Consider the following 20873-nt stretch of genomic DNA (forward strand, 5'->3'; position numbering starts at 1 on the left):
ATTTTGTGATTAAAATAAACGATATTAAAAACTTAGATCTATAGGTTGGAGTTAATTAATTAGGATATATCTTGGATGATCTAAATGGACTGGGAAGAATACAAGTGGATATAATTTAGTGGCAACGAAACTTTATCAAAACAGTGCCAGGCATTCATTATTGCTGGGTATTATATTAATTTTATTCTGGGGTGTTTATTTTGTTAAAGAAAAGTATTTTTCTATTATTTGCAATGGTGATTGTACTGGCTGGTTGTTCTGATCCCGAACCAACAGGTACTAAAGTCTTTGGTGGCAAAGCTTACATTGATATGCCAGCTGAATTCACGTTGATGTCTAAAGAAATGTTGGCAACTAAGTATCCTCAAGCCAATGCACCGCAAGAAGCTTACGCTGTTGGCGATGGTAGCGTATCCTTCGCATTTAGCGATACCAATAACGCAATACCTGAAGGTAAGCTTGGTGATGTCGTCAAAATGATGAAAACGCAATTCGCTGCATTTAAACCTACTCTGGAAGAGAAGGATATTGATGGGCGTAAAGCTTATATTCTGACCATGGACACACCGGCTGCGGATGGAACCATCAAAAATGTAATGTTGCTGACGACGATTGATGGAAAGTTGGCTATCGCTACATTTAATAGTACCGAGGCTTTAGCTGATAAATATATGACAGTGGGCAATAATGCATTGCTTTCTTTAAAGTTTAAGAAATAACCATGAAATAATACGGTTATCTTGAACAGGTTAGATGAGTAGTAATAAAGATTGCCATGAGACTCATGGCAATCTTTATCATTTCTAAACCAGTGTTATTATATACTTAAAAAGAAGGCTTAGATTCTGTCTACCTCTTCCTAACATAGTCATAAATTGGCATTATGTCGGTATGTTGAGTTTTAGGGTATATGATGAAACAGTTTCCATTTGATAAACGTTATGAAATTGAAGATGCTAGCGGCACCATTGGCTACTATATTGATGGCGATGAATATATTCGTGGACAGGATGGCATCCCTGGCTACCGCATCGCCGGTTATGAAGTGTTCGAGCATAATGCCGAGGCCAAACTGGCAGGCTTCCTTGAGGGGAAACATATAACGACCCCGGATGCAGACATCTTGTTAACGATTTTAGATGACCAACAAGTGGCTGATTAATCTTCTCAATAATAACCATGTGGAGCCCCAATGAGTTATCAAACTATTACTTTGTATAGTGATGCGAATTTTTTCAGCCCCTATGTGATGTCGGCGTTTGTTTCACTGACGGAAAAAGCGCTTCCTTTCTCATTGGCTCCCATCGATCTATCTGCGGGTGAGAATTTACAGGCAGCCTATGGCCTGTTGTCCGTGACTCGACGGGTGCCTACATTGGTTATTGATGACTTTCAATTATCTGAATCTTCAGCAATTTCCGAATATCTAGAAGAGCGTTTTTCTTCTCCGGAATATGCACGAATTTATCCGCAGGACAAACAAGAACGCGCTAAAGCACGTGAAGTCCAGGCGTGGTTGCGCAGTGATTTTATGCCTATTCGTGCCGAGCGCCCTACTGAGGTGGTTTTTGCCGGGCTGAGATTGCCGCCACTGTCTGACAGTGCTCAGCAGTCAGCTAATAAGCTTATTTCGGGGTTGGAGCGCTTACTTTCCGATGGCAGAAAAAACCTATTTAGCGAGTGGTGCATCGCAGATACGGATTTAGCACTCATGCTTAACCGGCTAGCGCTTAGTGGTGATGCGCTGCCAGAGTCTCTGCGCAAGTATGCAAGTTATCAATGGCAGCGACCTTCAGTACAGCAATGGCGCGCATTGTCGCAACATTAGCCGTAAATGAAGCAAGTGATTGAAGTTGAAACCGAACGTCTACGGCTGCGGCAGTGGGTTCCTGCTGACAAGGCCCCATTTGCCACGTTAAATGCCGACAAACGGGTGATGGAGTTTTTTCCTGCAACGTTAACCCGCAAAGAAAGTGATGCAATGGCTGACCGTTGCCAACGATTGATCGCCCAGCGTGGGTGGGGAATGTGGGCGGTTGAGCTCAAAGCATCCAGGGAATTTGTCGGCACTTTAGGATTGCATATCCCTACAGCCGAATTACCTTTTTCACCTTGTGTCGAAATAGGCTGGCGCTTTGCTTATCCATGTTGGGGGCAGGGATTGGCCACCGAAGCGGCATTCGCGGCCTTAGACGTTGGTTTTAAGCAATTAAATCTGGCTGAGATTGTTTCGTTTACCGCATTAATTAATTTGCGTTCACAAGCATTGATGTCACGAATTGGGATGGAGCGAGCGCCAGAGAGTTTTCCTCATCCTAATGTTAGCCCGGAGAGTCCACTTAGCCAGCATTGCTGGTATCACATGTCAAATCAACAGTGGCAGCGTCGATATGGTTCTTAATGGAGCAGAGAGTGGCGAACTCATTAAATTGAGTCTTTATATTAGGTGGGTTACATCATGTCTAATAGTGGTAGTGACCCATCAACGAGGGCGGCAGTGATATAAATAATAAAAAGTGAATAAAGAAAAATATTGCTGATCATTTGACACCTCGGTTACCTACTTGGGGTAGAACTTTTGGTCATGACAGAGCAATTACAATATAGCACGCAAATTGAATAAAAAACGCACAGTAAATGAATAAATAATGAATTTTGTGTTACGTGCTTGTGATGATGGAGCTTTTTTTAAGAAGTTTTGGTGATGATTGGCAGTGGTCTGGGTATTGGCACTAATTGAAATTGGTGATGCTTCAAGCGGATAGTGGCGGAGAAGGGAATCATAAATCTTTATTTTTATCAATCTGTTAGCTTGAATTGAAAACAATTTAGCCAGCATATGATCAGAGAGGGAGTAATTGTGCTACACTATGCGACCGATAATCAAGGATAAAACATGAAAAAAGTCTCAATCATTGCTCAGTGCTTAATAAACGCTAAGAGTTTCAGTGAGATGTCCGAAGCTGAATCCTCGATAAAAAAGGTTTTCAACGACAGTTACGCCGATCACTCTTTTGAGGAATGGAATACTGATGTTTCTACGTTGAGTGCTAACCGTATCATCAGCCTGGTTGCCGGTGCTTCCAAGGTTCGGGTCAGAGGGTTGATCCAAGAATTATGGAATCACTGATCCCCAACCAAGGGTTTCCAATAACCTGCCTACCATTTCACTACGCCAAGCATGCCAGCCATGCTGCGTGGTGAATGTTTTCCCTCGTATCTTTCCATTTTCCGCTTGTTTCTTTCCATTGTCTCCTGCAAAACCGGTTCTTTCCTGTAAGCGAAATCTGATCCGGTACAGATAATCTGAGTAACGCTGACCACACCACGGTTTAGTGCTGTCGATTAACGTAATCTAATGGGGTTGTACAACTGAGGGGCGGGAAGAATATGTCATTTCTTGATAATGTCAGAAAATGGGTTAGCAGTGCCAAAGTGAAAATTACGTGCCCAGATTGTGGTGCGACGTCAGAGCAGAGCACAGATAAAGTGCATAAAAATACGGCATTAGTCTGCCCAAAGTGTGGCTGTTTATTTTTGCCGAAAGATAAACGCTAGCGGCGATAGGGTCAGCCAAAAATCATTGATGCCCACCGTAGCAGCATTAATGCGCCACAGATACAAAGTAACACCAAAAACGTTTTCCAATGCTTGGTATGTAAGCGCTTGGTCACCATGAGGTCCCTATTTTTATCTGAATATTGTTGTTTGATTTGAAATAATTCTGCGGAGTTTATTTGTTTACCGCAACCTGAGTTATAGTAGCGAAAATTTATATTGATGCGAGAGTTAGTTCGTAGCGATAAAGTGTAATATGCGCTGCATCAATAATATTACGAATAGGAATAATGAAACCATGGCTACCATTCCACAAAAATATGAAAACGCCGAGCGTTGGGCTTTTGGCGATACTGAGCAAGTCGCCGATGATGTGTTGGCGCTGGTACTGGATGGCACTAAAACCGCGACCTGTGCCGCATTAGATGAAGATGGCGTCCCACAAGCGGGTGATGTGTTTGTTGTGGTTAATGGCCGCAATGAGCCGGTATGTGCTGTCGAGTTAACCGACGTTGAGCTGAAAACCTTTGATCAAGTAGATGAAGCTCATGCTTTGGCTGAAGGTGAGGGCGATCGAACGCTGGCTTACTGGCGCAAAACACAGCAGCGTTTTTTCGAGGAGTACGATATGTTTTCCCCGGATATGATGCTGATTTGCATGCAGTTTAAAGTGTTGGAAAAGTTCTGATAGCTGATTTTTGCTGATCGGTCTTCTGATTTATCACCGATTGGGCAGCAGTTCCGAATGGTAAAACTGCATGGTAAAAGAAGAAGCCGTCACTCATCTATTCATATATGGGCTGACGGATCTTCTGATTGGTCAATCAAGTTACCCTCATCACCCAGGCATCCTGATGTCTATCATAATGTTTCTTATATAGCAGCCGGTCTTTACCATCGAGTGTCGCTGGAATACTGGTCTGTTCATCCCACCCATCTAGCTGCATACACAAGTCAGGGTCCGATTTGCAGGGGATACTGAGTGTATTTTCACCTTTTGCCTGTGGTGCGGATAACACGGCGTCATCAACTTCAAAGTTTCGGATTTTTACTACCGTTTTTCCCATAAAGACTCCTTTCCACCTGTAGTGGTATGAGGTGTGACCAGATTGGTCGCCTTATTGAGAATAGCTGAGCTAAAAAAAAGCGCCAGAGGGTGCCCGCAAAAAAATCGCGTCCTTAGTAAGGAAGTTCGGCCAAATTAAATTGATTACGCCCATTCTTCTTCGAGTAATACAGTGCCTGATCTGCGGTCAACATCAGGTCAGCCTGATCAGTAATGCTGCTGTGCTGGTGTGCTTGATACACGGTCACGCCAAGGCTGATGGTCACTTTGCGAAATTTACTGTCACTATGCTTAATCCCCATGGCGCGGATAGATTGCAGAATATGCTCTGCCACCAGACTGGCCCCTTTCTGGTCGGTATCCGGCAGAATGGCGGCAAACTCTTCACCACCATAGCGGGCCACAATATCAGTGCTGCGTTTTAATGATTTACGTAATGCTCTGGCCACCAGACGCAGACAGGCATCACCCGAAATATGACCATAGCAATCATTAAAATTCTTGAAATAATCGATATCAATCATTAAGACCGCCAATGGGGAGCCTGAGCGCCTTGCCCGCATAAATTCATGGGCCAGCACTTTTTTGAACTCTCGACGATTAGGTAATTTAGTCAGCGAGTCGGTTCTGGCTTGAATCTCCAGGCGTCGATTGGCCTTAATCAGCTTCAGTTCCAATAGCTTGCGTTCATGGATATCTTCGGCAGTGCCATACCAACATTGCACATTACCCTGATCATCAACACTGGGAACTGCGCGAATACGCATCCAGTTCCAGCCTTTTTCCACATGACAAAAGCGAATTTCAACGTCGAGAGGTTCCTGAGTTTGGAGGGAATGCTCCCAACTTATCAGGGTAGGATGGCGATCATCAGCATGAATGGTGCGCAACCATCTGTCTGCCAGCGCTTCTTCACGGGTTAAGCCGGTAATTTTTTCAAAGCGAGAACTGACATTGGTGATCATCCCGTCAGGGGAGGCCGTCCACGGAATTTGTGGGTTCAGTTCGACCATATTGCGGTAATGCTGCTTGCTACTGCGCAGCTTTTCTTCCATCTCTTTCAGCGGCGTAATATCTATCATGGCAACTGACAAACCGCTCACTTGACCACTGGGATATCGAGCCGCTTTCATGCGCATGAAAAAGACCCGCTTCTTATCTGGCATCTGAAACTCAGCATCAGGGATGCTATCGCTGCAATAAGCTTTTAATAGGGCACTTTGTACAATAGGGACGATACTGGGTAAGAAATCAGCCACTTTACGGCCATTGATCTCTATTGTGTTTTTACCCAATAATTCAGCAAGATAATCATTTACCGTCAGGTAGCGCAGGGTTGAGTCAATGAAGCACAGGCCCGCCGGTGCATTAGAATAAATGGATTCGAGCTCAAATAAGCGTCTACCGGCATCATAAGGTAAATTGCTCAGATTGCGGTCAATACCCCGATAGCCTTTGAATTCACCATTATCGTCAAACAGTGGGATACCGCTGGTTTCAAGCAAGACTTCGCTACCATCTGGGCGAATATTACGGTTTTGCAAACCCGCGAAAGGGATACGAGCAGCCACAATCTCAGCGAATATCTTTCCCACCCGACTAGCTTCATCTTTGGGCATAAAATCAAAGGGGGTTTTGCCGATCACTTCATGAGGGCGACGCCCCAAAAGCTCGACAGATTTTGCCGATGAAAAGGTGTAACAGCCAGTAGCATCAACTTCCCAGATCCAATCTGAGTTATTCTCGATGATGTCCCGTAAGCTGTTCATTTCTTTTAACAGAGCAATGTCAGCTGATTTTTCCCGATTATCATAATCAGTCATGATGTCCACTCCTGTTTAATCGCGGCTTTCCTTAGGTAAAATTCTGTCGGCTATTATTTAAGCCCGCAGATTGTATAACAGGGACAGATTTAGTACAGCTCAATCGGAATTTTCTTAACTACAAATCTTTTTTTGATTTCTACTACATTAATAAATAAGGCGAAAACAATAATTTTAAAATGTGCTCATTTTCACCTTCGGATAAAACTTACATTTAATACACCAACACCAGACTCACGTTGTCTTGATAGCTGCCTGGGGTGCGTTGATTCTGATTGGGGTTAATCACCGCATGAAAGGGAACCTGCTGTTGCGTGCCAGTGCCGGTTCCGGGCAGTATGGAGGTTGCATTCCACAGTGTGGAGCCCGAGGCACCTTGATAGAGCTGATATTGCAAATAATCGGTGGCGGTTGAAGATGTCAGTTTCATTTGCTGCCAATTAGTCACTGGGTTATCACCGGTGGTGACATAAGTATTAAAGGTCGAGCCTTTGGTGCAGGTGAGGGTAATCGTCTGGCTGATCGGGTTGAACTGACCCACTAAAGCGAAACTACCGAAGTTAACATCTTGAGCACTATTAATGGCGCAATTCTTACTGACCACCAGGGTGACTGTCACGGTGGATATATCGGTTCCGGTTCCCGAGCCTTGCCAGGAACCTAAACAACCGCCCAACACATTCAATACTTTGCATATATTGTAGTTCCAGTCCAAAGTGATCACATCGGTATAGGTGCCTGCACTGATATTCACGTTAATTGCGCCATTATTGCCGGTGCGGATATAGATGGGAAGATTGGCGTTTAAGTTTCCTAAGCTAATAGATAAAAGATTTGAACCGCTATAATCCAATTTGCTTCCAATTCCCAGAGCAGTACCAAAAGCGCCAGTGGCATAAATAGAATAAGGGATAAGATCGCCCGCTGCATTTTTAAGGTTTAGATTATTGGTTGTGCTGGCTATAGTCGCTGATAAAGTATATGAGCCTAATAACGCAATAGAGATCAATGCGCCAGAACACGTCATTGCCGTGGCACCTTGAGCATTCACTGCTGTGGTATTTGCCGCCACAGAAGAGCTGGGAGGCAAAGTGACGGTACCCGCAGTAAAAGTGCAGGAGTCAGCCTGAGCAGTTGGAGCTATCAATCCCATCACTAATATCAGCAAAATGCTAATAGCCAAGAAGAAGCCGCTAGGGCGTATTTTTATTTTATTCTGGCGCATTTTTTCTCCCGTTATTTTGTTGCCGCTCATTTGCAGGTCACTGTGCCGATATTCTGTATTCCGGTGCTGGCTTTTAGCGCAAATTGCACATAACAATTAGCGCTATTATCCGCTCGGGTTATTCTCAGTTTATTTTGTGGCTTAATTTGTTCGATATACGCAATACCGTCCCAACCGACATAACTGGCGGGTTTCGCATCGGCGGCAAATATTGGACTTCCTTTCGGTAAATCTTTACCTGACTCATCAACAACATGTAGTGTCGCAGCCGTAATTTGCTCTATCGGGAAATCGATTAAATAACCGCTGCGTTCACTGATTGCCAGTTGGCGTTCAACTTCGGGCATGGAAACATCCGCCGGCAAGCTCATAGGATCTATTTGGAATTTCGCCTGATAGTAGGAAGTGACATTAGGAATTAATAAATAGCCATCGTCATTGGTGGCTCCAATGAGCTGATTTTCATAACTGACCGGGATTTGGCGGAAACCATGGGTTGAAACTAGTGCAAAAGCATCATTGATAGTGTTGCTCGCATAGATCCCTCGGTTCATCATGACCAGCGAACCGCTCATTTCCCCCCAACTCCGGTAGTCGCTGTCATTACCATAGACACCGACCCGACTTTCCATGACGCGCGTCCGCCATGTCAGGTCGGCTTGCTGGTAACTACTGCTTTCACCGCTACCATTGGCATAAGCCAGATTCCAACCCAGCCCGCCGTTGGTGGGGGTCGCTCGGCTATAATTGACCCTTTGACTCCAAACGTTATTGGTATCACGCATACTGCTGAGACTGCCAGCCCCCCAATCGCCGAGAGGAATACTTAACACTATCTGCGCGTTATAACCTTTGCTGCCAATTTCCCGATTAACTGAGAGATAAAAACTGGTATTGCCAAAGACAGTATTGCTGTAACTGAGGTTAACCAGCCGAGTACGCTCGCCTAAAGCATCCTGAACATCAAAATAGCCGGAGCCGATAGAGCCATAAGTTCCCAACCCCAGACTGCCAGTGATCTGGTCAGTACGCCTACTGAGTCGGTATTCACTCTTATAATTCGCCAGGTCGCCGTAGTTAGGGCTGCGAGTGATGCGCTGGGCATTCAGGCTGAAAAAAGCATTGCTATAGCTGTAACCGAATGAGTACTGATTACCCTTGCCACCGTATCGTGGTGAGGAGGGTGCTGCTGAAGTATCAATATTCAGCTCTGGTGCAATGCCGCTGCCTAAAATATCATTACCTGCGTGACTGATACTGTAGGAACCATTCAACACACCGTAATTCCCAGCACGTAAACTGATGCCACTGCCAGCAACATTCAGTTGTTTGGCGATATCGGCTCGCCCCTCTAACGTTAACCAAGGTGTCGTGCCATAGCGGAGCACTCCGGTGGCGACAGGATCGCCATAGTCAGCAGACTGAATGCCATAGTTTTGGCGTAGCATACCGCTGGAAACACTGAAGTCCCATAGGCCGGGCTTGAGTAAATCACTGGCGACATAGAAGGGAACCGATGTACTGACTTGCCGCCCCAATGCATCAGTGGTAACCACAGTGGCTTGTCCCGCACCATTGATTCTTGGGCCATTATCAATAACAAAAGGCCCGGGATTAACTGTCGCCGATTGGGTCCTAAAGTTATTGATATACAGGTCTACGGTACTGGGGATAGCGGCCTGACCCGCAAACTGTGGGAGTGGATAAGTGACTAAGTCTGGGCGTATGGCAAAATTGCGTGATAATTGCAGCCCGCCAAGGCGCACTGAACTGCTCCAGGCCAGAGAGCCTGTTATCAGGTCACCCGCCGTGTAGCTCAGCATATGATCTTCATCATTTGACCGCCACTGGGTATCGTAGCGGACATATCCTTTCTCTACGGTGACATCCGCGGTGTCTGTCAGGGTCGAACGATATACGCCGGTATTACTGATGACACCGAAGCGATCGAAGAGCCGTTGCTCGGTCCAGGCCGAGAGATTACTGGGTTGACTGCTATTATTGCCCTGACTGGCATAAACATCATAATTGAATAACAGGCCAAGACTGCTTTGCGCTAAATTGTAATCAGTTGGCGTGGCGGTATTAACCCGCTGTTGCGGCAACCACTCGCTGGGGATATCAATGAGCAGTTGCTGGCTGTCGCCTTGATAGGTGACTTTGACTTTATCCATCGCATCAATGGCAACTTCCTGCGGATTTGCTTCAGGCAGCGGTAAACCCACCGCTTTTAGTTGCTCAGGCGTCAGATAATAATGCCCGCCACGAAAGACCACCGGCACTGCCTCACCGAAGTTACGGCCATTAACCACCAGTTCCAGATAGAGGGTGGCGTCAGGCATCACCGCGGCAGATGGCGGAGGCGGCAAATCATCCCCCCTTGCCGTTTGCGGCATTAATATGGGGGATATCATTGAGGCATACATCAATGTCAAAATTGGCGATAGCCTGGATTTGATCATCATCCCAAACCTTATATTCCTGTTTATCAATGCATTAGCGATGCATCAATCAATAGATATTCTTAGATAAGAACAATCTATTGATGAGGAATAGCGACAGGTTTGGCATTGCTATTGACTGATGCCGTTAATTGCCCGGTGCGGGCCGATGCCGGAACCTGGAAACGCATTTCACTGCCCGGCAGCACATAGCCCATCAACCCACTATTGATATCATTATGCTGCAAACTGACCCGAGAGATGCGCGCGTGGGTCTGGCCCTGATTGCGAATCGCCAGCCACTGTTTACTGCCATCCGAAACGAGTTTGTAGCTTAGGTTGAGTGGGAAAAACGTCGTGGGGTTATTGGCATCTTCAGATTTCAGACCCTCACCATAGATAAACAGTGGGACGGAGTAGCGCATTTGAAACTTTAACCCCATATTCAGGGCCGGGGTGGGCGCATCGTCATTAGGATCTTTGCGGGGAATTTCATCAATCAGTACCCGGAAAGCCTGCTCTTGGCCCGCCGGGACTTGGGTATTTTTAATCAGACGCACCAGTTGGCGTTTACCCGGCAGAATAGTGGCAACCGGTGGGCTGGCAAGCACGGCTGTTTGGCTACTGTAATCTTCTTGCCCCTCTTTTTGCTGCCACCCTAATACCCGCACTTGCATATAAACTGGCTGACTGTCTCTATTTTCCAGCCACAAAGCGGTGGCTTTTTCATGGCTATTGATCACCGGATCAATCGGCCAAATAAGTACCGAGGACGCGGCATAAACTGAGCCACTGGTGACTGCTGTTGCCAGTACAACCATCGATGAGAGTGATGTTAATTTCGTCATAGTGAACTCCTTGTCGATAAAGTACCCACATTAAATAAATGGTCGCTTAATAGCTGACAGTGACTAAAAGTGTGTCTGTGTAATTCCCCGCGGTGGGTAGCGTGCTGCTGGCAAATAATTGCGCGTATAAAATGATTTGTTGCACCGTGCTATTGGCGGTAATCATTTGCGTCGCTCCCCCGTTGCTGCCATTGCCCCAGATAACACTGCGGGCGCTATCTTGAAATACTTGATAAAACAGATACTCGCCGGTAGCACTGTTGAGTAGTCGTCTGCCGGAGGCGATATTGCCCGAAGTGTTGGCGCCGCTATTGAGTGCCAAAGTGAGGCTGGGAGTCCCGCTACATTGAACAATAATTGAACCGGCATTCTGGCTGGAGACGACATTAATTGCCGTGGAGAGTGAAGACACATTACCAAAGCTCAGCGTGCCAAAACTGCTGCTATCTACAGTGCCACTGCCCAAAATACAGCCGGATAAAATGGAGGCTTTAACCGCAAATGGGCTAGTCAATGTATCCCCATAACTGCTTGCCCCGGGCAGGCCCAGCAGGGCAAGTACCAGCAATTGAAGCAAGGTGGGATAGCAACCGTGATGCGCCATAGTCCCTCCCTACCAATTGACCGTGACTTGCACGGTATCGGTGTAGATGCCAACGGGCGGTGTACTTTGTATGGGTATTAATCCATAGACGGGAAGGGTGACGGGCTGTCCTGTCGCGACTTGTGAAACCCCCACGGTATTATCCCAAATATGGCTATGTGCGGCGTCGGTATACAGGTTGTAATTCACATGCTGGGTGGTTGTGCCACTGGCCAAATAACGGCTATTGACGCTACCGCTTTGCCCGGCACTGAGTAACACGGTAAAGCTGGTGCTTTTACTGCATTGCACCGAAATTGCGCCGGTATTAGCTTGCCCGGTCACGGCAATCGGTGTGTTCAGCATGGTGGCAGAACCAAAATTTAGGGTGCCAAAACTTGTGGCACCACCAACAACGGTGCCTGCAATGCAGGTTGGCAATAAGGTGGCGCTAACGGTGATATTGGCGGTTTTTATATCGGCATGAGCCGGATAAACTTGCAGTAATAACAGCGCGCTGGATAGCCATAAAAAAGCTATTTTATAGAATGTTATCAGCGAGTTATCCAGCGTAATATTCTGAATCATACCCACTACCAACTAACAGTCACGTTGACTGTGTCGGTATAGGTGCTGACGCTGGGGGTGGTCTGTATTGGAACTTGGCTATAAACCGTGAGTGGGATGGCCGTGGCGATGGTGCTTGCCGTGCCAGTGAGAAGACCGGAACCTGTTGTTCCCCATGCTTGGCCATACGCGGAGTCTTTATACAAGTTATAGGTGACAAACTCTGCAGTTCCGCCAGCCAAACGGCGCTGATTACCTGAAGCATGTAAGCCATTGTCTATGGCAATACTGTAGTTAGTTCCGGTACTACAGTATAAATTCAACGTGCCACCGGATGTGCTGCTGTAGGGCACTTTTATCTCGGTATTCAAGGTAGATACCGTACCGAAGTTTATGGTACCTAAATTCGTCAACCCACCCGGGGCGGTGCCATCATTAATATAACAGCCCGTAATAATGGTTAATGTGGCCCCTAACGTCCCAGTTACCGTACCTGCACTTTCTGCTGGTGGAGCAGCGGGTAATAAAGCCAGTGTACCTATAATAAGTAAGGTTTTCTTCATTGTTTCTTCCTTAATCATATAATTTGCAACCAGGTAATCTAGAAAGAGGTTGAGCCAATAACGTAGCGCAACCGATGTTTATGACAGTAATCATTAAAAATTCTAGATATTTAATTAATAGCAGCAAGATTCAGAAAGTGTCCAATATTAAGCAAAAAATCACTTATCCATCTCATATTTCTGATTTATTGCTACGGCGCGGTGGAAAATAATCAGAGAGGGCTAGTGCCTACATTAAAGATAAATTGATGTTTATGGGTTGAAATCTTTAATGTGAATCCATTCAGCAAAATAATGAGTGACGGTCATTTCTCACTGAGGAATCATTATTGGTAAGATTTATTTTTCAAATGAATTGCAGCTATTCCTAAAGCAATTAGCGCTAATAGCGCAGCCACCCGATAAGTCAGCTGCATGCCGCGAGTGATATCTGCGGCTGTGGCTAACGCGGTGTTTTGTGAGGCTGAGGCGGAGAAGAAAACGGCCCCCATAACCGATGCACCAGTAATCAGACCCAGGTTGCGGGAAAGATTCAGCATGCCGGCAGTCACACCGCGCTGATCGACGCCAACAGACTTAATTAATAGCGTGTTGTTGGCAGTTTGAAAAATGGCATAACCTGCAGTAATTAGGCAGACAGGTACAACATAACCGAAAACCCCCGCAGTAGGTGTGATTATGGGCAGTACCATGGTACCGGCGGTGATTCCCGCCAGCCCGACAGCAACCATAGTGTTAGCGCCCAGTTTATCCACCCAATAACCCGCCGGAATACCGCTTAGTGCCGCGATTATCGGGCCAACAGACAGGGCTAATCCGACCCATTGCGCAGGCAGACCGAGTGCCGATGAAAGATAAAATGGCCCAACAATAAGGGTCGCCATCATGATGGTGGTGACTAATGCGCTCATGATTAACCCATTACGCAACACAGAACGGCGCAACATCGAAATGTGAATTAAGGGAAATTTAGCTCTCTTTTCTACCCAGAAAAATAATCCAAGGCCGACAATGGCTCCCCCCAGTAAGATAAAATTGAAGGCGCTGAAGATACCCTGTCCCAAGGTCATGGCGAGGGCATACAGTGCAAGTGTGAGTCCCAATAGCAGCATTCCGAGAGGGTCAAATCCTGACGAAGATTGAGATGACAGTGTAACGATTTTAGGTAGATAGCGCGATACTAACCACAGAGCTAATAGCGCTAAAGGTATATTTATCAGGAATATAGCTGACCAACCAAATTTGGAAATTAGCATGCCGCCGAGCGAAGGTCCAAGGGCCGTACCGATAGCGGATACAGTGCCGAGCAGCCCCATAGCTCGCCCTGTTTTTCCTTGTTCTATCGTCTCACTCACCAGTGCCAGAGTCAGAGTCATCATGGCTGCAGCCCCCAACCCTTGTAAGACACGAGCGGCGATCAATATCCCGATAGTCGGCGCAAATGCGCACCCTAGGGAGGCCAAAGCAAACAAACCAATTCCGCTTTTTAGCAGTTGGCGTTTGTCGGTGATATCCCCAAGGCGACCAATACTGATAGCCGATGTGGTCACTGCCAGTAAATAGGCTAAAACCACCCATTGCACCTCTTGAAAAGAGGCACTGAAAGCTTGCGTCAGGGTGGGTAATCCGACATTAGCAATGCTGGTGGCGAGTGACGAAAGCAACATCGGTAGTGAGAGGCTGATCATTTTTTGCCGCAGACTGCTGTTGTCAGAACGGTATAAATTGGTGCTGTTAGTATCAATTTTCATTTATGAGGCACTCCTGAAAGACATTAACAGGAGACTATGGCATTGCTTCATAAGGCGGAAGACGCACTGAATGCAGTTTATTCATGCATCTAACGCCATGTCATAATCCTGTGCTAGAGTCAGAACATGACAAAACCTGATCTCAACTTATTATTCACACTCAATGTCCTGCTGGCGGAAGGCAGTGTGGTGGGGGCCGCGCAACGATTGGGACTGAGCCCATCAGCAATGAGCCGGGCGCTGGCAAGATTACGTAAGACGACGGGCGATCCCTTGCTGGTGCGGGCAGGGCGGGCATTGGTTCCTACACCAAGAGCGCTTGAATTACGTGAACAGGTCAGCCAATTAGTACAGGATGCAACATCTGTTTTGCGCCCCGCAGAGAAACTGGATCTGGCTCAATTGACCCGAGTTTTCACCTTGCGAACCAGCGATGGTTTTGTTGAAAATTTTGGTGCGGCACTGTTAACGAGAATCAGCCAGGACGCGGCGGGCGTGCAGTTGCGTTTTATGCAAAAACTTAATAAAGACAGCCTGTTACTTCGTGATGGTAGTGTCGATTTGGAAACCGGGGTGGTTGGTTCTGCGGCCAGCCCAGAATTGCGCACGCGAGCGCTGTTTCGTGATGGTTTTATTGGTGTGGTCAGGGCGGGGCATCCATTAAACGAGGGGGAGATAACACCTGACCGCTATGCCGCTCAGCGGCATATTATTATTTCGCGGCGTCAGGGCCATAAAGGGCCGATGGATGATACTTTGCAATTATTGGGGCTGGAAAGAAATAGGGTCACTTACGTTGATAGTATTTCAACTGCGCTGGCTTTGGTGAAAGATTCCGACTTGGTTGCCACCGTCCCGGCACAACACACGCTGAATTTGCGTCGCGGCATGTTTAGCTTCCCACTGCCGATAACTTCGCCATCCATTACTATCTCTATGCTATGGCACCCACGAATGGATGCCGATCCTGCCCATCGTTGGTTGCGGCAATGTGTACTAGATGTTTGCCGTAATGATTCTCAGGGCAACCCATGACGAGTCACCCTGAGGATCAGTATTAACTAGAAGCGCGGTATTGCGGTGCCCCAGTTACGCCAGTCTTTCGGCTCTTCGGCATTCAGTAAGAAATGCTGATTTATATTGGCTTTCGGGGCCAGTGGGGTGGTCGGTGGGGTAGCAAAAGCAATACCGCCACGAATAAATTGCTGGAAGGTGCCGCTTTTCACTACGCCGCCAGTCAGACCGAATTCGAGATTATAGCCCGATGCCAGCCAGAACACTGTATTCTGCCGGACTAATTGCTGGAATTTCTGACTGATACGGAGCGAGACTTGCACCCGGTCAGACATGGCTCCCAGATTGAATCCAGTGACAGTACCGACCTCAAGCCCACGGAACAGCACCGGCGTGCCAACTTGTAATGATCCAGCTTCCGCAGTGTCAAGAATAATGCTCAGGCCATCAAGATAACGAGAGTCGGTAATCGTCGCGGTTTGTAGCTCAAAGCTGCGCACTATCCCGCCTTTACCCGGCTCTACATTAATGTAGGGCTGGAACAGCGTATCGAGGTTGTTCACCCCCGCGGCAGAAATCTCCGGTGAAACAATAGAGAAGCGAGTTCCTGCCCGGGCAAAACTCTGCACATATTCAGGATAGAGCACGGCTTTGGCTAACACTTCATTGCGCTCTGGTGCCAATTTGAGAGATTCAACTTGACCAATATTGATACCCAGATAGCGAATTGGCATGCCTGTTGCCAGTTTGCTGGCATCAAAAGTGCGCAAGATAATCTGGCTACCTACAGCGCGAGCGGCGGTTTCATTGCCATAAAGTGTTCGTTTGGCCCCTTTATCTAGCGTAACCCCTTCAAGGTTATCAAAGCTGATAGCCCCTTTTAGTGCCCGATTGAGTGGCGAGGCTTGCACAGTCAGACCACTGCCGTTCAACTGTACTTTCGCCCCCCCTTCGGCCCAGAAGATACTCTTATCAGTGAGCAGGTTGCGGTATTCTGGCTGGATATAAACATCCACCTCAAACTCATTGGCTTTCGGCCTGACGCGGGTAATTTCACCAACCTGAAACTTGCGATACAACACCACGGAGCCCGCTTGGACATCAGGCAAGCTGCTGGCGGTGAGTGTTAATGTGGTGGCTGGGCCGTTACCTAAAATTCCGTCAGTGGCTTTTTCCACACTGCTATATAACGGATATTTACCCAGCGGTTCACCTTTACTGCCCGGTAGAATCAGAATGCCGCCATCAACCCACTCTTGCGCACTGGCACCTTGCACTTCAATTCCGTCAATACCGAGTTTGACGTCAATGCGGCTATTCACCACGAACTTGCTGTCTTTGTGCACTAAATCCCGGTATTTCGCTTCAATTGCCGCAGTGAAGTTTACGCCATTGGCGGATAGCTCGCGGGTTAATACCTGACCAATCTTCACGCCATGCAATGAGATAGGCTGGCCGACATCAATACCATAGCTTTGTGGCGCGGTTAATTGCACTTCCAGCACATTGGGTTGCTGTAACAGACTTTTGCTGCTGGGCAGGACGGTAAAACGCTGTTGCGGTTCACCTTCGCCGGGGATGAGCTCCAATGTATTGCCAGTCAAAAGCTCACTCAGGTTGGCATTATTAAGACTAATTCGTGGGCTATTCATTTCAATGCGGGTACCGGCGCGCATTAAATCGACCACTGACGGATCAATGGTGAGCTCGCCAGTCACTTTACTGTCCGGCTGGAGTGTCATTTTAGTCAGGGTACCTACTTGTAACCCTTGATAAATCAGTGGAGTACGGCCTTCACTCAGGTTATTTCCATTAGGAAGGTCCAAGGTGATCGCCACGCCACGCTGGCTATGTGCCAGATCAGAATAGAGCTGGAAAGGCTGGTCTGGCTTTGCATTTTGACTGTTGGGTGGTGAATCAAAAGCAATCGCGCCGTTAACCAATGCGGCCAGGCTTTCCATTTGCACCGACGCGCCACTCAGGCTGAAATCACCTTTGAAACCAGAGACATTCCAGAAGCGGGTATCATTTTTAACCAGTTTGGCAAAGCGTCGGTCAATCAACACGTCAATAACTACGCCGTTATTATCAGGCGCAATATTGTAATCATAGACTTTCCCCACCGGGATTTTACGGTAATAAACCAGTGAGCCGTTATTCAGGGAACCCAGATCCGGCGCATGTAAATGAATCATTAATTCGCCGGTATTCATGCGAAATTTGGGCTGGGTATCCAGCGCGGTAAAGTGGTTCTGAGGTTTGCCTTCGCCCGGCATCATGCCGATATAGTTGCCTCCGACCAATGCATCCAGCCCGGAAACCCCGGCTAATGAGGCTTTGGGGGTCACTAACCAGAACTGAGTGCCTTCACGCAGTGAGTCTTCCATATCATTTTTGATACTGGCGACAACTTTAATATTGCGCAGGTCATCATCCAGACTGATGGATTGCACCATCCCGACTTCAACACCTTGATAACGAATCGGCGTTCGCCCAGCGACAATCCCGGCGGCAGATTGAAAATCAATCGTCACCTCGGTGCCGCGCTCTTGCCAATTGTTATAAACCAGCCACCCGGCAATCAGCAGGGCGATAAAAGGCAGCAACCAGAAAGGCGATATCCGGCGTTTATGTTTAATTTGTGCCTCAGTCGGTGTACTCGGCGTTTCCTGTTGCATGTGCATCCCAAATCAATCGGCTATCCAGCCATTCAACAGCAAGGATAGTCAAAATAACCGCAGACCCAAAATAGAAGGCTGCTGGCCCCATAGTGAAAGAAAGGAGCTGATCACGATTAATCAGCGACATCATTAGCGCAATAACAAAGAGGTCCAGCATCGACCAACGGCCAATCCAGGTAATCAACCGCAGCAACCGCATGCGGGTTTTCAGACTGTGCTGGGTCTTTAGATGGATACTGAGCAGCAATGTTATCAAGACAATGACTTTAGTAAATGGCACCAACACGCTGGCGATAAATACTACGGCGGCTATTGGTAAATTACCCGAGGAAGCCAAGGAGACCACACCAGAGAAAATAGTATCCTCCATGCGCGTGCCGTTGGCATAAACAATTGATATCGGCAGTAAGTTGGCGGGAAGCAACAATATAATAGAGGCGATTAGCGCCGCCCAGGTTTTTTGGATGCTATGACGCCGGCGGTGGCGCAATGGGGTATGGCAACGCGGGCAGCGCCCCAAAGCATCAGGATGCCCGGTATATTGGCAAGACAGACAAACTCGCAGTGTTTCTCTTGGGCCGGGAGTCTGTTCTTGCGGATAAAACCGCTCCCACAACTGCTCCAAATTCAGGTGCACCAGCGCCAAGATGCTGAGCAAGGTGAGTGTCAGGTATGCGATCAATCCAGTACCCGGCATGACATCGGCATATTCTTTGACTTTTATACAGGCCACTACCATGCCGATAAGATAGATATCCAGCATGACCCACTCTTTTAAGCGCTCCAGCATCAGCAATATTGGGCGCAGATTCATGCCAATCCGGCTGCCGATGCGCAGGTAGAGAATAGAGACGGTTAGTGTAATGGGCGCACCCAGAATACAGAATGCCACCATGCTGGCAGTTATAGGGTCACCCTGGCGACTCATTTGCCAGATCCCTTCCAGCAAACTGGCATCAATGCGCGTACCAAGTAGGCGGATAGTAATCAGCGGCTCGGTAAAAGCGAATGGCATCAGTAACAGCATGGCGACAGCTATTGCGGTCAGCCGAGTTAGAGACCAATCGCGCCCGCTGGTAATTTTCGCACTGCAACGTGGGCAATACGCGGTTTGCTGGCCATTGAGGGGCGGCAAACTAAATAACGCATCACACTGGCAGCAGCGTTGAACTCGTGCCGTGGATAAAGGGCGTTGAATGGCATGTATCTTCATTATGTAAAACCCTGACACCGACACCGGTTTATAAATAATAGCGCGGATGGTAGCAGAGCAATCACTCAAAACAAGGGGCAAAAAGGGTCAAACTGACAATGTTGATAACTCTTTTGCTTCATTAGCGCGGAATAACCTTGTAGCCAAGAGCATTTAATGATTATTTTATATAAGCTACGCATAACTATTGCCTCTGGCTATTCTTAGGTTTCTAACGGTCATTACATGAAAAAAGCAGAATTCTACGCGGAATTAAAACGTGATTTGAGTGCCCTGATTGCCGGTGAAACCAATTTCATCGCTACATTGGCTAATGCCAGCGCCTTACTTTATGAACGCCTTGATGGTTTAAATTGGGCTGGATTTTACTTGCTTGATGGCAAGCAACTGGTGTTGGGGCCTTTTCAGGGGAAAATCGCCTGCGTGCGTATTCCGGTCGGGAAAGGCGTATGTGGAACTGCGGTCGCAGAAAACCGCGTTCAGCGAGTCGGTGATGTGCATGCATTCCCCGGTCATATCGCCTGCGACGCCGCCAGTAATGCTGAAATTGTGCTGCCAATCACAGTTCAGGGGAAAGTTATCGGCGTTTTGGATATCGACAGCATAGTTTATGATCGCTTTGATGAAGACGACGAATTGGGCTTAACCTCAGTCGTGGCGGGGCTTTGCGAGCATCTGGAGCTATGTGACAGTTCAAAATATGTCACACAGACTGCAAGTTGATATACGGATAACGTGGCAATTGCTGATGGCGTCATTATAATGACGCCTGTTCATGCCTGCGCTGGTTGGCAAACCCGTTGTAATCAGGAAATTTCATGGAAAATCAACCTAAGTTGAACAGTAGTAAAGAAGTCATAGCCTTTTTGGCTGAGCGGTTCCCGCTTTGCTTCACCGCCGAGGGCGAAGCACGTCCACTGAAGATCGGTATTTTTCAAGATCTGGTCGAACGTGTTCAGGGGGAAGAGAATTTAAGCAAAACGCAATTGCGTTCTGCGCTGCGTCTCTACACCTCAAGCTGGCGTTATCTTTATGGGGTCAAAGTCGGTGCTGAACGTGTTGATTTGGATGGCAACCCTTGTGGTGTGCTGGAAGAGCAACATGTCGAACATGCCCGCAAACAGCTGGAAGAGGCGAAAGCCCGTGTTCAAGCACAACGTGCTGAACAACAAGCTAAAAAGCGCGAAGCTGCCATTGCTGCGGGTGAAACCCCAGAGCCACGTCGCCCACGTCCGGCAGGTAAAAAACCTGCGCCGCGTCGTGAAGCGGGTGCCCCTGTGGAAAACCGCAAGCCTCGTCAGTCACCTCGCCCGCAACAAGCTCGGCCACCTCGTCCACAGGCTGAGGAAAACCAGCCACGCCCTGTGCCGGTCACAGATATCTCTAAACTGCAAATTGGTCAAGAAATCAAAGTCAGAGCAGGTAAGAGTGCGATGGACGCAACCGTATTAGAAATCGCTAAAGATGGCGTACGGGTGCAGCTATCTTCCGGTCTGGCGATGATTGTGCGCGCAGAACACTTGCAGTTCTGATACGGAGG

General features: G+C 47.6%; 22 protein-coding genes. 10 read left to right on the forward strand and 12 right to left on the reverse strand.

Features of this window, described 5'->3' with window-relative positions:
- The first annotated feature begins 200 nt into the window (after window positions 1–200).
- The 6 genes from FTA96_RS09465 (at window position 201) to FTA96_RS23400 (ending at window position 3558) form a co-directional block, all read left to right on the forward strand.
- Entirely contained in the window at window positions 201–719 is a 519-nt protein-coding gene (locus FTA96_RS09465; RefSeq protein WP_050121212.1) for a hypothetical protein, read from the forward strand.
- A gap of 194 nt (window positions 720–913) precedes the next feature.
- On the forward strand, window positions 914–1162 hold the full coding sequence (locus tag FTA96_RS09470; protein WP_050109640.1) for a hypothetical protein: 249 nt from the start codon (window positions 914–916) through the stop codon (window positions 1160–1162).
- 30 nt (window positions 1163–1192) lie between these two features.
- Window positions 1193–1828: a glutathione transferase gene (gene yfcF, locus FTA96_RS09475; protein ID WP_050136353.1), complete on the forward strand. Its 636-nt coding sequence runs from the start codon at window positions 1193–1195 to the stop codon at window positions 1826–1828.
- Between the two features lie 6 nt (window positions 1829–1834).
- A complete protein-coding gene (locus FTA96_RS09480) occupies window positions 1835–2401 on the forward strand; it encodes a GNAT family N-acetyltransferase (protein WP_050109638.1) in 567 nt (188 codons plus the stop codon).
- Between the two features lie 495 nt (window positions 2402–2896).
- A complete protein-coding gene (locus FTA96_RS09485; protein ID WP_050109636.1) occupies window positions 2897–3130 on the forward strand; it encodes a hypothetical protein in 234 nt (77 codons plus the stop codon).
- A 260-nt stretch (window positions 3131–3390) separates the two neighbouring features.
- Entirely contained in the window at window positions 3391–3558 is a 168-nt protein-coding gene (locus FTA96_RS23400; protein ID WP_004706500.1) for a YnfU family zinc-binding protein, read from the forward strand.
- Window positions 3559–3569: 11 nt separating this feature from the next.
- On the opposite strand, the gene yniD is transcribed toward FTA96_RS23400, so the two are convergent.
- On the reverse strand, window positions 3570–3677 hold the full coding sequence (yniD, locus tag FTA96_RS23490) for a small membrane protein YniD (protein WP_087818087.1): 108 nt from the start codon (window positions 3675–3677) through the stop codon (window positions 3570–3572).
- A gap of 179 nt (window positions 3678–3856) precedes the next feature.
- On the opposite strand from yniD, the gene FTA96_RS09490 reads away from it, so the two are divergent.
- Entirely contained in the window at window positions 3857–4246 is a 390-nt protein-coding gene (locus tag FTA96_RS09490) for an ASCH domain-containing protein (protein ID WP_050109635.1), read from the forward strand.
- Window positions 4247–4382: 136 nt separating this feature from the next.
- Here FTA96_RS09490 and FTA96_RS09495 read toward each other — a convergent pair whose 3' ends face one another.
- The 9 genes from FTA96_RS09495 to FTA96_RS09535 form a co-directional block, all read right to left on the reverse strand.
- Window positions 4383–4625, reverse strand: coding sequence for a YebV family protein (locus FTA96_RS09495; RefSeq protein ID WP_050146238.1), 243 nt, complete (start codon window positions 4623–4625; stop codon window positions 4383–4385).
- 112 nt (window positions 4626–4737) lie between these two features.
- Window positions 4738–6447 (reverse strand): sensor domain-containing diguanylate cyclase, encoded by a 1710-nt coding sequence (locus FTA96_RS09500; protein ID WP_050109633.1) that lies wholly within the window; start codon window positions 6445–6447, stop codon window positions 4738–4740.
- A 214-nt stretch (window positions 6448–6661) separates the two neighbouring features.
- Window positions 6662–7672, reverse strand: coding sequence for a Csu type fimbrial protein (locus FTA96_RS09505; protein WP_145573698.1), 1011 nt, complete (start codon window positions 7670–7672; stop codon window positions 6662–6664).
- Between the two features lie 26 nt (window positions 7673–7698).
- Window positions 7699–10137, reverse strand: coding sequence for a fimbria/pilus outer membrane usher protein (locus FTA96_RS09510; protein ID WP_145573700.1), 2439 nt, complete (start codon window positions 10135–10137; stop codon window positions 7699–7701).
- A gap of 74 nt (window positions 10138–10211) precedes the next feature.
- Window positions 10212–10961 carry a fimbrial biogenesis chaperone gene (locus tag FTA96_RS09515; RefSeq protein ID WP_145573702.1) on the reverse strand — a complete coding sequence of 250 codons (750 nt, stop codon included), beginning with the start codon at window positions 10959–10961 and terminating at the stop codon, window positions 10212–10214.
- Between the two features lie 46 nt (window positions 10962–11007).
- A complete protein-coding gene (locus FTA96_RS09520) occupies window positions 11008–11565 on the reverse strand; it encodes a Csu type fimbrial protein (RefSeq protein WP_145573704.1) in 558 nt (185 codons plus the stop codon).
- Window positions 11566–11574: 9 nt separating this feature from the next.
- On the reverse strand, window positions 11575–12132 hold the full coding sequence (locus tag FTA96_RS09525; RefSeq protein ID WP_145534448.1) for a Csu type fimbrial protein: 558 nt from the start codon (window positions 12130–12132) through the stop codon (window positions 11575–11577).
- 5 nt (window positions 12133–12137) lie between these two features.
- On the reverse strand, window positions 12138–12674 hold the full coding sequence (locus FTA96_RS09530; RefSeq protein WP_050109628.1) for a Csu type fimbrial protein: 537 nt from the start codon (window positions 12672–12674) through the stop codon (window positions 12138–12140).
- A 326-nt stretch (window positions 12675–13000) separates the two neighbouring features.
- Window positions 13001–14425 carry an MFS transporter gene (locus FTA96_RS09535; RefSeq protein ID WP_145573705.1) on the reverse strand — a complete coding sequence of 475 codons (1425 nt, stop codon included), beginning with the start codon at window positions 14423–14425 and terminating at the stop codon, window positions 13001–13003.
- 126 nt (window positions 14426–14551) lie between these two features.
- On the opposite strand from FTA96_RS09535, the gene FTA96_RS09540 reads away from it, so the two are divergent.
- Window positions 14552–15460, forward strand: coding sequence for a LysR family transcriptional regulator (locus FTA96_RS09540; protein WP_050121221.1), 909 nt, complete (start codon window positions 14552–14554; stop codon window positions 15458–15460).
- Window positions 15461–15486: 26 nt separating this feature from the next.
- Here the strand turns inward: FTA96_RS09540 and FTA96_RS09545 are convergent, their stop codons facing one another.
- Window positions 15487–18117 carry a PqiB family protein gene (locus tag FTA96_RS09545; RefSeq protein WP_050121223.1) on the reverse strand — a complete coding sequence of 877 codons (2631 nt, stop codon included), beginning with the start codon at window positions 18115–18117 and terminating at the stop codon, window positions 15487–15489.
- A complete protein-coding gene (gene yebS, locus FTA96_RS09550) occupies window positions 18086–19333 on the reverse strand; it encodes a membrane integrity lipid transport subunit YebS (protein ID WP_050146252.1) in 1248 nt (415 codons plus the stop codon). Before yebS ends, FTA96_RS09545 begins: the two co-directional genes overlap by 32 nt.
- A gap of 225 nt (window positions 19334–19558) precedes the next feature.
- Here yebS and FTA96_RS09555 point away from each other — a divergent pair, with 225 nt between their 5' ends.
- Window positions 19559–20056, forward strand: a complete 498-nt coding sequence (locus tag FTA96_RS09555) for a GAF domain-containing protein (protein WP_050109623.1) — start codon at window positions 19559–19561, stop codon at window positions 20054–20056.
- 95 nt (window positions 20057–20151) lie between these two features.
- On the forward strand, window positions 20152–20865 hold the full coding sequence (proQ, locus tag FTA96_RS09560) for an RNA chaperone ProQ (protein ID WP_004706516.1): 714 nt from the start codon (window positions 20152–20154) through the stop codon (window positions 20863–20865).
- The last annotated feature ends 8 nt before the right edge of the window (window positions 20866–20873 follow it).

This window comes from Yersinia alsatica (assembly GCF_902170305.1).
GTDB classification, from domain to species: domain Bacteria; phylum Pseudomonadota; class Gammaproteobacteria; order Enterobacterales; family Enterobacteriaceae; genus Yersinia; species Yersinia alsatica.

Excerpts from the sequence above, each read along its gene's own strand:
- FTA96_RS09490 (WP_050109635.1), top strand. The coding sequence starts at position 3,857 with ATGGCTACCATTCCACAAAAATATGAAAACGCCGAGCGTTGGGCTTTT.
- FTA96_RS09515 (WP_145573702.1), bottom strand. The coding sequence starts at position 10,961 with ATGACGAAATTAACATCACTCTCATCGATGGTTGTACTGGCAACAGCA.
- FTA96_RS09505 (WP_145573698.1), bottom strand. The coding sequence starts at position 7,672 with ATGCGCCAGAATAAAATAAAAATACGCCCTAGCGGCTTCTTCTTGGCT.
- FTA96_RS09510 (WP_145573700.1), bottom strand. The coding sequence starts at position 10,137 with ATGATGATCAAATCCAGGCTATCGCCAATTTTGACATTGATGTATGCC.
- FTA96_RS23400 (WP_004706500.1), top strand. The coding sequence starts at position 3,391 with ATGTCATTTCTTGATAATGTCAGAAAATGGGTTAGCAGTGCCAAAGTG.
- FTA96_RS09500 (WP_050109633.1), bottom strand. The coding sequence starts at position 6,447 with ATGACTGATTATGATAATCGGGAAAAATCAGCTGACATTGCTCTGTTA.
- FTA96_RS09555 (WP_050109623.1), top strand. The coding sequence starts at position 19,559 with ATGAAAAAAGCAGAATTCTACGCGGAATTAAAACGTGATTTGAGTGCC.
- yniD (WP_087818087.1), bottom strand. The coding sequence starts at position 3,677 with ATGGTGACCAAGCGCTTACATACCAAGCATTGGAAAACGTTTTTGGTG.
- FTA96_RS09530 (WP_050109628.1), bottom strand. The coding sequence starts at position 12,674 with ATGAAGAAAACCTTACTTATTATAGGTACACTGGCTTTATTACCCGCT.
- proQ (WP_004706516.1), top strand. The coding sequence starts at position 20,152 with ATGGAAAATCAACCTAAGTTGAACAGTAGTAAAGAAGTCATAGCCTTT.
- FTA96_RS09535 (WP_145573705.1), bottom strand. The coding sequence starts at position 14,425 with ATGAAAATTGATACTAACAGCACCAATTTATACCGTTCTGACAACAGC.
- yebS (WP_050146252.1), bottom strand. The coding sequence starts at position 19,333 with ATGAAGATACATGCCATTCAACGCCCTTTATCCACGGCACGAGTTCAA.
- FTA96_RS09480 (WP_050109638.1), top strand. The coding sequence starts at position 1,835 with ATGAAGCAAGTGATTGAAGTTGAAACCGAACGTCTACGGCTGCGGCAG.
- FTA96_RS09495 (WP_050146238.1), bottom strand. The coding sequence starts at position 4,625 with ATGGGAAAAACGGTAGTAAAAATCCGAAACTTTGAAGTTGATGACGCC.
- FTA96_RS09520 (WP_145573704.1), bottom strand. The coding sequence starts at position 11,565 with ATGGCGCATCACGGTTGCTATCCCACCTTGCTTCAATTGCTGGTACTT.
- FTA96_RS09470 (WP_050109640.1), top strand. The coding sequence starts at position 914 with ATGAAACAGTTTCCATTTGATAAACGTTATGAAATTGAAGATGCTAGC.
- FTA96_RS09525 (WP_145534448.1), bottom strand. The coding sequence starts at position 12,132 with ATGATTCAGAATATTACGCTGGATAACTCGCTGATAACATTCTATAAA.
- FTA96_RS09540 (WP_050121221.1), top strand. The coding sequence starts at position 14,552 with ATGACAAAACCTGATCTCAACTTATTATTCACACTCAATGTCCTGCTG.
- FTA96_RS09485 (WP_050109636.1), top strand. The coding sequence starts at position 2,897 with ATGAAAAAAGTCTCAATCATTGCTCAGTGCTTAATAAACGCTAAGAGT.
- yfcF (WP_050136353.1), top strand. The coding sequence starts at position 1,193 with ATGAGTTATCAAACTATTACTTTGTATAGTGATGCGAATTTTTTCAGC.
- FTA96_RS09545 (WP_050121223.1), bottom strand. The coding sequence starts at position 18,117 with ATGCAACAGGAAACGCCGAGTACACCGACTGAGGCACAAATTAAACAT.